Annotated in this window: 13 protein-coding genes; 9 read left to right on the top strand and 4 right to left on the bottom strand. The window is 64.7% G+C overall.

Annotated features, from left to right (window positions below; all coding sequences use genetic code 11):
* Window positions 1–90 precede the first annotated feature (90 nt).
* From ACSBQQ_RS12450 to modE, 4 genes are all read right to left on the bottom strand, one after another.
* Entirely contained in the window at window positions 91–909 is an 819-nt protein-coding gene (locus tag ACSBQQ_RS12450; protein ID WP_033647143.1) for a CPBP family intramembrane glutamic endopeptidase, read from the bottom strand.
* Between the two features lie 166 nt (window positions 910–1,075).
* Window positions 1,076–1,648: a cysteine hydrolase family protein gene (locus ACSBQQ_RS12445; protein ID WP_039566916.1), complete on the bottom strand. Its 573-nt coding sequence runs from the start codon at window positions 1,646–1,648 to the stop codon at window positions 1,076–1,078.
* A 95-nt stretch (window positions 1,649–1,743) separates the two neighbouring features.
* Window positions 1,744–3,231: a molybdate ABC transporter ATP-binding protein ModF gene (gene modF / locus ACSBQQ_RS12440; protein ID WP_060429401.1), complete on the bottom strand. Its 1,488-nt coding sequence runs from the start codon at window positions 3,229–3,231 to the stop codon at window positions 1,744–1,746.
* A 90-nt stretch (window positions 3,232–3,321) separates the two neighbouring features.
* Window positions 3,322–4,113: a molybdenum-dependent transcriptional regulator gene (gene modE, locus ACSBQQ_RS12435; RefSeq protein WP_060429355.1), complete on the bottom strand. Its 792-nt coding sequence runs from the start codon at window positions 4,111–4,113 to the stop codon at window positions 3,322–3,324.
* A gap of 188 nt (window positions 4,114–4,301) precedes the next feature.
* On the opposite strand from modE, the gene ACSBQQ_RS12430 reads away from it, so the two are divergent.
* The 9 genes from ACSBQQ_RS12430 (at window position 4,302) to modC (ending at window position 13,009) form a co-directional block, all read left to right on the top strand.
* Window positions 4,302–6,464: a TonB-dependent siderophore receptor gene (locus ACSBQQ_RS12430; protein WP_060429354.1), complete on the top strand. Its 2,163-nt coding sequence runs from the start codon at window positions 4,302–4,304 to the stop codon at window positions 6,462–6,464.
* Window positions 6,465–6,468: 4 nt separating this feature from the next.
* Window positions 6,469–7,458: an ABC transporter substrate-binding protein gene (locus tag ACSBQQ_RS12425; RefSeq protein WP_086556843.1), complete on the top strand. Its 990-nt coding sequence runs from the start codon at window positions 6,469–6,471 to the stop codon at window positions 7,456–7,458.
* A 1-nt stretch (window position 7,459) separates the two neighbouring features.
* Window positions 7,460–8,215 (top strand): class I SAM-dependent methyltransferase, encoded by a 756-nt coding sequence (locus ACSBQQ_RS12420; protein WP_033647137.1) that lies wholly within the window; start codon window positions 7,460–7,462, stop codon window positions 8,213–8,215.
* Between the two features lies 1 nt (window position 8,216).
* Window positions 8,217–9,242 carry a FecCD family ABC transporter permease gene (locus tag ACSBQQ_RS12415; RefSeq protein ID WP_060429352.1) on the top strand — a complete coding sequence of 342 codons (1,026 nt, stop codon included), beginning with the start codon at window positions 8,217–8,219 and terminating at the stop codon, window positions 9,240–9,242.
* Window positions 9,239–10,027: an ABC transporter ATP-binding protein gene (locus ACSBQQ_RS12410; RefSeq protein WP_060429351.1), complete on the top strand. Its 789-nt coding sequence runs from the start codon at window positions 9,239–9,241 to the stop codon at window positions 10,025–10,027. The genes ACSBQQ_RS12415 and ACSBQQ_RS12410 overlap by 4 nt, the downstream gene beginning before the upstream one ends.
* Window positions 10,028–10,173: 146 nt before the next feature.
* Window positions 10,174–10,323 carry an AcrZ family multidrug efflux pump-associated protein gene (locus ACSBQQ_RS12405; protein ID WP_004939813.1) on the top strand — a complete coding sequence of 50 codons (150 nt, stop codon included), beginning with the start codon at window positions 10,174–10,176 and terminating at the stop codon, window positions 10,321–10,323.
* 158 nt (window positions 10,324–10,481) lie between these two features.
* The gene (modA, locus tag ACSBQQ_RS12400; RefSeq protein WP_060429350.1) at window positions 10,482–11,255 is read left to right on the top strand and encodes a molybdate ABC transporter substrate-binding protein; all 774 of its coding nucleotides are present in this window, start codon (window positions 10,482–10,484) and stop codon (window positions 11,253–11,255) included.
* Complete coding sequence (modB, locus tag ACSBQQ_RS12395) at window positions 11,252–11,941, top strand: molybdate ABC transporter permease subunit (protein WP_060429349.1); 690 nt, start codon at window positions 11,252–11,254, stop codon at window positions 11,939–11,941. Before modA ends, modB begins: the two co-directional genes overlap by 4 nt.
* On the top strand, window positions 11,942–13,009 hold the full coding sequence (modC, locus tag ACSBQQ_RS12390; RefSeq protein ID WP_060429348.1) for a molybdenum ABC transporter ATP-binding protein ModC: 1,068 nt from the start codon (window positions 11,942–11,944) through the stop codon (window positions 13,007–13,009).
* Window positions 13,010–13,024 lie beyond the last annotated feature (15 nt).

Here is a 13,024-nt window from a genome sequence, read left to right as displayed (position 1 = left end):
AACGTGATTGAGGGCATTGCGGTGCGCTACCGATGATAGCGTTTTCACCCGACCTGCCGGCAGAGAAGGGCTCTCTGCCGGCGTCAGCCGTTAAGGATGCTGATACAGCGGGTAGGTAAAGAACAGCAGATGGGTCAGATTAAGCCCGAAATGGAACAGAATCGGCACCCACAGGCGGCCGCTCCACATCCACGCCAGGCCGTAGATCACCCCGGCCAGCGTCGCGAAGATTACCATCAGCATGCCGCCAGCCAAATGCGCGGCGCCGAACACCAGAGAAGCGACGATCAGCGCCGGCCAGGCGCCCAGCCACTGGCTGAGGCGCTGCTGCAGGTAGCCGCGAAACAGCGCTTCTTCGGCCATACAGACGAAGAACAGGTTCGCCATCACGAAAGGCAGGATCCAGGCGGGCGCATGCAGCTCGATTTTTAAGCCGCCCAGCGCCACGGCCAGCAGCAACAGCGCCGGCACGGCCAGCAGCAGCGCAATCCAGCCCGCTTTGCCGACGTTGCCGCCGCGTTCAGCGGAAAACAGCGTGGGCAAGCAGGCGAACAGCAGGAAGGGCACCATCGCCTTGTCGAAGTTGTAATACATAGTGAACGGCGCGCTGAGCGGGCCGGCTTTTTCACCGTCGATCATCAGTTGATTGTGGATGCCCGGCACCAGGTGCAAGAACAGCGCCACGCAGCCGGCGACCACCAACCCTTCGAACGCGATCGCCAGACTACGCCGCTCGCGAAAATGGTGACGTAGCCCCGCCAGCGCCACGATGGCCAACAGGCAACCCAGGCTGAGCGGCGTCAATACCCCATGATAAAGCCCCATGCCCGCCGAGGCGGCCAGGATAACCCAGGCTATCAGCCGGTTAAACGGTAAGAAAAATAACGAAGCAGCCAGTACGCCCCACATGATATGTCCCTTTAAAATATGTACACGGCGCTCAGCGCCTTTGCGGCGTGCGATGATGGCGAAATTGAGCGCTAGAGCGGATAGTAGCACACCAAGATGACGCTAAAGGTCGGGGCAGTGACGCATCCGTGCAGGGTGCCGGCCCACACGACCGGCGGTATTGAGGTCAGCCTTGCATCCAGGCCTGCGAACGGGCGACTTCCGCCAGGTTTTGCAGGGTGTCCAGGCTCTGCTGGTGGAGCTCCTGCGTGGGGGCTGCGCACAGATCGTGCAGCACGGTCACCTGGAAGCCGGCGTCGTGCGCCTGACGCGCGGTGCTCTCGATGGCGAGCGACGTGCTGACGCCCGCCAGCAGCAGATGATGGCACCGATGTTGCCGCAGCCAGGCTAACAAATTGTTACCGGAGAAGGCGCTGACCGCCGTTTTATCAAACTGCAGATCGGTCTCCTCCTGATGCAGATCGGGCGCCCAGCGGCAGCCCGGGCCGTTTAGCCGCAGCGCGCCTATCTGTTTCAAATGGTTGAACAGCGGCGAGTGGAGCGGGATGTCATGATAATCGTCGGCAAATCCCGTCCGCACCCAAATCACCGGGATTTTTCGCACCCGGGCGTAGGCCGCGGCGGCATTGACGTTGGCGAGCAGGTGGCTTGCCGTCACCTGTTCGCGGCAGTGGTTGGCGCGCCCTTTGGGCCCGATCAGATCCTCGATCAGGTCGATGATAATCAACGCAGCGGACATGGCGTCTCCAGAAAATGGCCTTCTTTCTTTCTATGATAAAAGGCCAAATGTGATGTGCTGCGGTGAAGTGTTGCCGGATATGTTTACGCCGCGCTTCAGGCGGAGGTCTGCTCCAGCCGTTGCTGTTGGTAGCCGTAGCCGCCCTCGCCGTCGGGCACGAAGCTGAGGCGGTGTGTGATGCACTGCGGCGCATCTTCGGCATGGTGCGAGACGAACAGCAGCTGGGTGGCGCCCTGGCCGATCAGCACGTCGATGAAGCGGCGCACCAGCTGGCGATTGAGCGGATCCAACCCTTGCAGCGGCTCGTCGAGGATCAGCAGCGCCGGGTGTTTCACCAGCGCGCGGGCGATCAGCGCCAGCCGCTGTTGGCCCCAGGAAAGGCTGTGGAACGGGGCGCCGCCGCGCGCGCCGTCGAGCCCGAGCAGCGCCAGCCATTGCTCGGTGAGCTGCCGCTGACGATCCGAAACCGCCTGATAAATGCCGATCGAATCGAAGAACCCCGACAGCACCACGTTGCGCACGCTGGTGTTGACGCGATAATCCAGATGCAGGCTGCTGCTGACGTAGCCGATATGGCGCTTGATCTCCCAAATGGTTTCCCCGCTGCCGCGGCGGCGGCCGAACAGCGTCAGATCGTTGCTGTAGCCCTGCGGGTGATCGCCGGTGATCAAGCTGAGCAGCGTGGATTTGCCGGCGCCGTTCGGGCCGACGATCTGCCAATGTTCACCGGGGTTAACCTGCCAGTCGAGATGATTGAGGATCGGCCGGTCGTTATAGCTGACCACGCCGTCGCGCAGGACGATCAGCGGCCGATCCGCCGGCAGCGCCACCTTTTGCGTTGGATCCTCCTCCTCCGGCAGCGCCAGCCCGCTTAGGTTTTCGCTGTGCGCCAGCTGCGCCACCAGCGCGTCCGCCATCACCTGGCGGCGCGGCCCGCGGTTGGTCAGGGTACAGTCCGCCAGTACGCCCACCTGCCGGACAAAATCCGGGATATCGTCGAACCGGTTGAGCACCAGCACCACGGTCTGGCCCTGGGCGGAAAGCTCGCTCAGCAGCGTGGCGAGCTGCGCGCGCGAGTGCACGTCCAGCCCGTCGAAGGGTTCGTCGAGGATCAGCAGGTCAGGCTCGGGCATCAGCGCCCGGCACAGCAGGGTTTTGCGTGTTTCGCCGGTGGAGAGGTATTTGAAGCGGCGCGTCAGCAGGGCGGTGATGCCGAACTGCGCGGCCAGCCGCTCACAGCGCGCGGCGTCTTGCACCTCTTCCTGAATGATTTCCGCCGCGGTGCGGCCGGTGTCGTCCTCGTCCGCGCTGAGCAGATCGGTGTTGTTGCGTTGCCACTCGTCGCTGACCATTTTTTGCAGCTGTTCGAAGGAGATGCGCACCGCGTGCTGAAAGTCGCTGCGGCGCTCACCGCTCAGCAGAACCAGTTCGTCGGCCAGCGCGCGCGCCAGGGCGGATTTGCCGCTGCCGTTGGCGCCGACGAAGGCCCAGCTGTCGCCGGCCTGGATTTCCAGCGCGTCCAGCGTCAGGGTGCGGGTATCGCTTAAGCGGAATGAACCTTGCGAAATGTGCAACGACGACATCACCTGTTCCTTTTTTTGCAATTATTTGCCTTAGGAATAGGCGCATTGCAGGGGGAAGTCAATCAACAAAAACGCAACGTCATGTTGCGCTTAACACAACGTGGCGACAATCACGCGATCGGCGTTGAACAGGGCGTGTACGGCGGTGCCGACGCTCAGCTGCAGGCGCTGCAGCTCCGCCGTCGTCAGGGTGGCGCACAGGGTTTCGCCGCCCGCCAGCGTCACCAGCACCTCGCTGTGTTCGGCGCCCGGCTGAATACCGGCCACCACGCCCGCCAGCGCGTTATCCGCGCCGATATGCTCCGCCGAATCGACGCTTAACCGCACCCAGGGCGCCTTGATCAGCGCCAGCACCTCTTTGCCCGGCGTCAGCTGCAGCCGGTCGGCGCTTTGCTGGGTGACGGCCGCCGTCAGGCGAGTGGTGCCGTCATTCAACAAAATCGCCAGGTGCTGCTGCACCTGCTGATGATCGCGTTCGATGACGGTGCCGAAGAACTGATTGCGCGCGCTGGTTTGCAGCGAGAAGCGCGAGATGGCCGCCAGCAGGCTGTCGAGCGGCAGATCGTCCTGCTGCAACACGTCGAAAGCTTTTTGCTGCACTTGGCCCAGCAGGTCATACAGCTGGATCAACCGCTGGCCATAGTGCGTCAGCTGTGCGCCGCCGCCGCCTTTACCGCCGGTGGCGCGTTTCACCACCGTTTGTTCCGCCAACTGGTTCATCTCATTGATGGCGTCCCAGGCGCTTTTGTAGCTGATGCCCGCCAGTTTGGCGCCCTGGCTGATGGAGCCGGTGTGCTGCACCTGTTTCAGCAGCGCGATGCGGCGCGGATCGGCGAACAGCTTTTGCTGGAGTTTGAGAGTCAGAAGAATTTCGGCCTGCATAGCGCATCCTGTCGGCGGCAAAAATCTTATTGTCGCCGATTTGGCGGCAAAGCGCCAAGCGCAGTGCGCTGGAGGGCGGGGCAATAAAGACTGGCATTGCTTTGTTGTTATAATATAACATAACAGAAAAACGATAAGGCTTTACGCTGGCTGCGGCCGGTTTTTATTTCACCACAGGGATGCTTCACATGAGTACGACACGCCGGCGTCTTGTCACGCCCAGAAAATCGTTATGCCTTGCCGCCGCCTGGGTCGGCGGCGCACTGACGGCGCCGTTGGCTTTCGCCGCCGACTGCGATAAAGCCCGCAATGCCACGGGATGCGAAGAACAGCTCACCGTGGAGGCGGCGGCCCCCGCCGGGCGCTACGATGCGTTGAGCGCCGTGAGCCGCAGCGCTTCGCAGCTCGGGCTGACCGCTCGGGAGACGCCGCGCAGCGTCGATATCATCAGCGCAAGAGCGATCCAACAGCGGGGCGATCGTTCGCTGGCCGCCGCCGTCGAGCACGCCACTGGCCTGTCCGGCGTCGCTTCGCCGACGCTGTCCAACAACTTTTCCGCGCGCGGTTTCCGGCCGATCGCCTGGCTGTATAACGGCGTGGAGATGCCCGGCAGCACGCTGCAGCTGGGCGATCCGGCGCATTACGACAGCATCGAGATACTGCGCGGGCCGGGATCGGCCTTGAACGGCCTGAGCGCCGCGGGCGGCAGCGTCAACCTGATCTCGCGGCGGCCGACCTTCAGCCGCCAGCCGCTTGAGCTCGATTATGGCTTCGGCAGCTACCGCAGCCAGCGTCTGCATCTGGGGGCCGGCGGCGCGCTGGTGGACGATGCGGTGGCGTACCGGCTGGACGTCAGCGGCAACGACAGCGGCAGCAACGTGCAGTACGAACGCGATCGGCAGAAGCGGGTTTCCGGCTCGCTGCTGTTTAAACTGACGGACGATGCGCTGTTGACGCTGAGCCTGGACCGCATGCTCAACCGCACCAACAACCCTTACTACGGCACGCCGCTGCTGGACGGGCGCATTGCCGGCGAGCTGCGCGACATCAATTACAACAACCTGACCGACAGCCGCATCCAGAGCAACGCCACCGCATTTCAGGCTAGTCTGGACTGGTTTATGACGCCCGAAGTGGAGTGGCATAACCAATTCTATTACTACAGCGGCTTTCGCGAGTGGCGCAACGTCGAACGCTTTCGCGTCGCGGCGGCGGCCCGGCCCGGCGACGTCAACCGCGACTCCTTCGGCGCCCTGGCGCACGACGACGATCTGATCGGCAACCGCAGTTCGCTGGTGTTCGATCGCGCCATCGCCGGTTTCGATAACCGGTTGCTGGTCGGCCTCGATCTGAGCAAGCGGCATTTTCAGTACTACTCCAACGGCTTCCCCGGATCCGAAGACGTGCCGCTTGGCGCGCCGCCCCGAGAGCCGTTCGCCCAGGGAACCGACCGCCAACGCGCGCCGGTGCGCCACGTTACCCAGAACCAGTATGCCGCCTTTCTTGAAGATCGCTTCAGCCTGACCGAGCGTTTAGCGCTGCTGGGCCAGCTGCGCTATAACCATATGAACATGGACTGGCGCTTCCAGGGGCCGCAGGAAGAGAGCCGCGCGCATACCTACGTTTTCAGCACCTGGAGCCTGGGCCCCAGCTATGCATTGACCGATAACCTCACGCTCTACGCCAACTACACCACCGGCCAGGAGCCGGGCAACGATCTGTTCTTCCTCAGCCCAACGCAGACCGATCTGCCGCTGACGCGAGCGCGCCAGTGGGAGGCCGGCGCCAAAGGGCAGTTCTGGGGTAACAAAGGCGAGGCGACGCTGGCGCTGTATGAACTGCGCAAGGACAACCTGTTTGTGCCCGACGTGCAGCGGCCGGATGCGTTGAACGCGGTAGGCAGGCAGACGTCGCGCGGCATCGAGCTTGGCGTGGTGCTGCATCCCGACGAGCGCTGGGAGCTGGCCGGCAACGCCGCCTACACGCATGCCCGCTACGACGACTATCGCGGCGGCAGCCCGCTGCGCAGCTACAACGGCAATCGCCCGGCCTATATCCCGGACTGGACCGCCAACCTCAGCGTGCATTATCAGGCGACGGAGCGTCTGGGGCTGGCTTCTTCACTGCGCTACGTCGGCAGCAGTTACAACGACGACGCCAACCGGCGCAAGATGCGCGCGTACACCACGCTCGATCTGGCGGCGGACTATCAGCTGACGCCGATCGTCAATGTCGGCTTTCGCATTCGCAACGCCACCAACCAGCTGTACGCCTACCAGCGCACTTACCCGGATCAGGCGCTGATCGCGCCGCCGCGCAGCTATGAAACCTTTGTGTCGGTCAGGTTCTGACGGCGTGAAACGCCGGCTTGCCCTGCTGTTGTGCACCCTGGGATTGGGCGGGGGCGCGCCGCTGCGTGCCGATGCCGTCAGCCTGCAAAATTGCGGGGTAACGCACGATTACCCGCAGCCGCCGCAGCGGGTGCTGGTTTACGCCAACCCGGCGTTGGAAAACCTGCTGGCGCTGGGGCTGGCTGGCCGCGCGATCGGCGTGGTCGGGTATGACCGCGCGCGCGATCCCGCGCCGACGGCCGATGCGCTGCAGGCGCCCACCAGCCCGGCGCCGCCCACGGCGGAAGCGTTGCTGCTGATGCGGCCGGATTTTGTCTATTCGGCCAGCTATTACTGGCTGCAAAGCCCGGAAACGCCCGATCGGGCGAGGCTGGCGGCATGGGGCATCGGCACTTATCTCTCACCCGGCGCCTGCAGCGGCCAGCAAAGCGCGATCGCCGCCGCGCTGACGTTTGAAGACATTTTCACCGAGCTGCGGGAGCTGGCGCGCATTTTCAACGTCAGCCGCGCCGGTGAAGCGCTGGTCGAACGGCTGCGCGGGCAGCTGAGGGCGCTCGAACCACAGCGTGCTCAGCTGCCGCATTTGCGTCTGCTGTGGTGGTATGCCGGCGCGCAAACGCCCTATGTGGCGGGCTGCTGCGGCGCGCCAGGCTTGCTGAGCCGCAGCGTCGGCAGCGAGAACCTGTTCGGCGATCGGCCCGAGCTGTGGCCGACGGTGTCCTGGGAAATCATCGCCGCCCGCGATCCGGATGCGATCGTGCTTGGCGATCTGCCGCGTGGCGGCCTCGGCGACAGCGCGGCCGACAAGATCGCCTTTCTGGAGCATCACCCGCTGACCGCGACGCTGCGCGCCGTGCGTCAGCGGCGCTACGTGATCCTCCCCGGTTACGACATGGACCCTTCCGCCCGCACCGTGGCGGCGTTGGGCCGTTTGATTCGGGGCCTGGCGGCCTTGCCGCCGCAGGCGCCGACTTTTTCCAACAAGGAACCTTGATATGACTGCCGTTTCATTCTCTTCGCTGCTGGATTCCTGGGATCGCCAGCAGGCGGCCTACATCGCCGAGCGGGAAGCGCGTTTTAACGCCCAGCTGGACGTGCTGGCGCTGGCCGCCGGTCAGGATTTTCACGTGGTGGATCTGGCCTGCGGCCCGGGCTCGCTGAGCCTGCGCATTTTGCAGCGCTTTCCGCAGGCCAGGGTGACCGCCATCGATCTCGATCCGCTGCTGCTGGCGGTGGCGCGCGGCGCGCTGGCGGCGTACGGCGATCGGATCCGCATTCTGCAGGCCGATCTGGCGGATCCGGCCTGTTTTTCCGCACTGTCCGGCCCCGCGCCGCAGGCGGCGGTGTCCAGCACGGCGCTGCACTGGCTGATGCCCGAGCAGCAGCTGGCGCTGTACCGCAACGTCGCCGGGCTGCTGGCCGACGGCGGCGTGTTCCTGAACGCCGATCATCAGCGCTATGATCAGCGCCAGCCGCGGCTGAAAGCGTTGGCGGAGCGGCACGACGAGCAGACCCAACAGCGCGCCTGGGACAACGGCGTTGAGGATTGGGATCGCTGGTTTGCGGGCGCGCTGCAATCGCCGGCGTTGGCCGCTTATCAGGCCGAGCGTGAAGCGCTGTTCGCCGGCCGCCCGGTGCCGCCGCCGACGCCGGTGGATTTCCAGCTCGCGGCCCTCAGGCAGGCCGGTTTCAGCGAGGCGGGGACGGTGTGGCAGCTGTTGGACGACTATGTGATCGCAGGCTGGAAATAGCATGATCCGGCGGTTACTGCCCGGCCGTGAGGCCGGCTGGCTGCTGTTGCTGGCGGCGGTGCTGCCGCTGGCCCTGCTGGGCGCCACCCTGTCGGGGCCAGCGCCGATCGCGTGGCACGACGCCTGGCGCATCGTGCTTGGCGTCAGCGGCAGCGCGGCGACCGACGCCGATGTGTATCAGCGCATCATCTGGTCGCTGCGGATGCCGCGCGCGCTGTTGGCGGCGCTGGCCGGCGCCGGATTGGCGTTGGCGGGCACCGTGCTGCAGTCGCTGACCCGCAACCCGCTGGCCGATCCCTGGGTGCTGGGCATCTCCTCCGGCGCCGGCGTGGGAGCGGTAACGGTGCTGGTATTGGGGCTGGGCGGCGGCCTGTTGTCGGTGTCCGGCGGCGCGTTTATCGGCGCGCTGGGGGCGTTTGCGTTGGTGATGCTGCTGGCCGGGCGTTCGCTGCAGGGGGAGTCCACGCTGTTTATCCTGGCCGGGGTGGCGGTGACGCAGCTGCTCTCCGCGCTGACTTCGCTGATCACCCTCTGGCAGGCGGACGCCAACGCCACGCGCGGCGTGATGTTCTGGTTGCTGGGATCGTTCAGCGACGCGCGCTGGCCGCAGGTCGGGCTGTGCGGGTTGGCGCTGGCGGCGGCGCTGCTGCTGTGTTGGCTGCGGGCGGGTGAGTTGGACGCGCTGGCGTTTGGCGGCGTGACCGCCGCTTCGCTGGGGGTGGCGGTGGCTCCGCTGAAGCTGCTGCTGTATGTGGTGACCACCGCGCTGACGGCGGCGATCGTCGCGTTCAGCGGCGCGGTGGGATTTATCGGGCTGACGGTGCCGCATGTCGCCCGGCGGCTGGTCGGCTCGCGGCATCGGCGGCTGTTGCCGGCCAGCGCGCTGTGCGGTGCGCTGTTCGCCGTGGCGGCGGACACCCTAGCCAGAACGCTGTTTGCTCCGCGCGAGCTGCCGGTCGGCGTGCTGACGGCGCTGCTGGGGGTGCCGGTATTCCTGCTGTTGCTGTATCGGAAGGTCAATGCATGACGATTGAAAAAGCGCGATCCGGCCTGTGCGCCGAGGCGGTGAGCTGGCGAGCGGGCGAACGCACGGTGCTGGAAAATCTGGATTTCTGCGCCTTGCCCGGTGAGATCACCGGCGTGCTCGGCGTCAACGGCAGCGGTAAATCCACGTTGCTCAAGCTGCTGGCCGGGTTGCAGCCCGCCGCCGGGGGCCGCGTTTGGCTGGCAGGGCGCCAAATTACCGCGTTTTCCGGGCGGGAGCGCGCCAGGCGCATCGCTTTTCTTGAGCAATCCGCCCCCGGCGCCTTCGCGCTGCCGGTGAAGGAGGCGGTGCTGCTGGGGCGCCTGGCCCATATCGGCCGCTGGCGCGGTTTTGGTACCGAGGATCGCCGCCTCGCCGGGCAGGCGATGGAGCAAGTGGGCATCAGCCACCTGGCCGATCGCGATTGGCAGCGGCTGTCCGGCGGTGAACAACAGCGGGTGCATCTGGCGCGCGCGCTGGCGCAGCAAACGCCGTGGCTGCTGCTGGATGAGCCCGCCAACCATCTGGATATCGCCCATCAGCAGCAGTTTATGGCCTTGCTGCGGCGGCTGAAGCTCAGCGTGGTGGTGACGCTGCACGATCTGAATCTGGCGGCCTGTTATTGCGATCGGGTCGCGCTGCTGCAACGGGGCAGGGTCTGTGCGGCGGGCACGCCGCGGCAGGCGCTGACGCCGGAGCACATTCGCGCGGTGTACGGGGTGGAGGCCCGGCTGGCGGCGCCCGCCGGCTATGCGCCGCCGCTGATCTATTACCCCACCCCGGTATGAGCCCGGTGGAAAGGGCACGTTTGGCCGATCACAATTTCGCCCCGCTGGCTAAAATAACTCCGGTTTTAGCGATTTTTTTGGGTTAGAATAACCCGATATGCGGTGAAAGGCATTTTCCGCTCAATGGGCAGTTAAGCGAGGCTATCATGTTGGAATTATTGAAAAGTCTGTTGTTTGCCGTGGTCATGGTGCCGGTGGTCATGGCGCTGATCCTCGGCCTGATTTACGGTTTTGGCGAAGTGTTCAACGTCTTCTCCAAAGTGGGCCGTTCGAAAGAAAACCGCACTCAGCACTGACCGTTCCCCATCCCGATACCCGCCGGCATCGCCCGGCGGGCATTCCTCAAGTTATCTCACGCTTTGCCGATAAACCGCATGACAAGCTTTCGCGCAACGTTATATTATTTTTTATATAACGAAGAGTGATAATGCACGTTAACTTGCGGAGAAAAACAATGAAACAGCAATGGACCAAATGGGTTGGCGGGATCGTGTTGGCATCGGGCCTGGTGGCACAGGCTTCGGCGGCGGAAAAGATCACCGTGTTCGCCGCCGCGTCGTTGACCAACGCGCTGCAGGACATCGCCACCCAGTATCAAAAAGGCAAGGACGTGCAGGTGGTTTCCTCCTTCGCGTCGTCCTCGACGCTGGCGCGCCAAATTGAGCAGGGCGCCCCGGCCGATCTGTTCATCTCCGCCGATCAACAGTGGATGGATTACGCCATCGACAAACAGCAGATGGTGAAAGACACCCGCTACACGCTGCTGGGCAACGAACTGGTGCTGATCGCCGCCAAGAGCGATAAGCAAGACAAGATCGCCATCGACAAGCAGACCGACTGGGCCAAGCTGCTCAGCGGCGGCCGTCTGGCGGTGGGCGATCCGGATCACGTGCCGGCCGGCATCTACGCCAAAGAGGCGCTGGAACACCTGGGCGCCTGGAGCGCGCTGGAGCCGAAACTGGCGCGCGCCAACAACGTGCGCAGCGCGATGGCGCTGGTGGAGCGCGGTGAAGCGCCGCTCGGCATCGTCTACGGCTCCGACGCGGTCGCCAGCGACAAGGTGAAAGTGATGGGTGTATTCCCGGAAGACAGCCACAAACCGGTTGAATATCCCATGGCGATGGTGAAAGATCGTCAAAATCCGACGGTCAGCGCTTTCTATACCTATCTGAAGGGCCCGGAAGCGGCCGCTATTTTTGAACATTATGGATTCACCCCACGTAAATGATTCTGAGTGAGTACGAGTGGCTGGCGGTTGAGCTGAGCCTGAAAGTCTCCGGTTTGGCGGTGGTCTGCAGCCTGCCGTTCGGCATTCTGATGGCCTGGGTGCTGGTGCGTTGCCGCTTTCCCGGCAAGGCGCTGCTGGACGGCGTCATTCATCTGCCGCTGGTGCTGCCGCCGGTGGTGGTCGGCTATTTGCTGCTGATCGCCATGGGGCGGCGCGGCGTCATCGGCGAGTGGCTGTACGACTGGTTCGGCTTCAGCTTCAGCTTTAGCTGGCGCGGCGCCGCGCTGGCATCGGCGGTGGTGGCGTTTCCGCTGATGGTGCGCGCCATCCGGCTGGCGCTGGAGGCGGTGGATACCCGGCTGGAGCAGGCGGCGCGCACGCTGGGCGCCAACCCGTGGCGGGTGTTTTTCACCGTCACGCTGCCGCTGTCGCTGCCCGGCGTCATTGTCGGCGTGGTGCTAGCCTTCGCCCGCTCGCTGGGGGAGTTCGGCGCCACCATCACCTTCGTCTCCAACATTCCCGGTGAAACCCGCACCATTCCGCTGGCGATGTATACGCTGATCGAAACGCCGGGAGCGGAAGCCGCCGCCGCGCGGCTGTGCGCGATCGCCATTGTACTGTCGCTGGCTTCCCTGATGGTGTCCGAATGGCTGGCCCGCTGGGGCCGCAAACGGATGGGGGTGTAAATGCTGGAGCTGGATTTCTCGCAGCAGCTGGGCGACCTTAATCTCAACGTCCGCGCCGATTTGCCGGCGCAGGGCATCACCGCGATTTTCGGCCTGTCCGGCGCGGGCAAAACTTCCCTGATCAACGCCATCGGCGGCCTGACCCGTTTGCAGCAGGGGCGCATCGCGCTCAATGGCCGCACGCTGGTGGATACCGCCGCGGGCCTTTGCCTGCCGCCGGAAAAGCGCCGTATCGGCTACGTGTTTCAGGATGCGCGGCTGTTCCCGCACTATCGGGTGCGCGGCAACCTGCAATACGGCATGGCGGCCGGCATGCGCGCGCAGTTCAACACCATCGTCGAGCTGCTGGGCATCGGGCCGCTGCTCAATCGGCTGCCGCTGACGCTCTCCGGCGGTGAAAAACAGCGGGTGGCGATCGGCCGCGCGCTGCTGACCGCGCCGGAACTGCTGCTGATGGACGAGCCGCTGGCCTCGCTCGATCTGCCGCGCAAACGCGAGCTGCTGCCGTATCTGGAGCGGTTGGCGCAGGACGTCAACATCCCCATCCTCTACGTCAGCCACAGCCTGGACGAGATCCTGCGCCTGGCCGAGCAGGTGATGGTGCTGGATCGCGGCGAGGTGCGCGCGTTCGGCGGGCTGGAAGCTGTTTGGGCCAGCAGCGCGCTGCGGCCGTGGCTGCAGCGTGAAGATCAGAGCAGCGTGCTACGCGTCAGCGTGATTGAGCATCATCAACGCTATGCCATGACCGCGCTGGCGCTCGGCGATCAAAGGCTGTGGGTCAGCGGCATCGACGCCGAACTGGGCACCCAGCTGCGCATTCGCATCAACGCCGCCGACGTCTCGCTGGTGCTGCAGCCGCCGGTCAACAGCAGTATTCGCAACGTGTTGCCGGCCAAGGTAAGCGAGTGTCTGGACGTGGACGGGCTGGTGGAAGTGAAGCTGGCGGTCGGGGAACACGTGCTGTGGGCGCGGATCACGCCGTGGGCGCGAGACGAACTGGCGATCCGCCCTGGGCAGTGGCTGTACGCGCAGGTGAAGAGCGTGTCGATCAGCCGCGAGAGCCGCTAAGACAGGCCCTCCCGG

It is taken from the genome of Serratia sp. G204Y (assembly GCF_051172435.1).
GTDB classification, from domain to species: domain Bacteria; phylum Pseudomonadota; class Gammaproteobacteria; order Enterobacterales; family Enterobacteriaceae; genus Serratia; species Serratia sarumanii.
The sequence above is the reverse complement of the archived record's forward strand: the minus strand, read 5'-3'. Positions and strand labels throughout refer to the sequence as shown.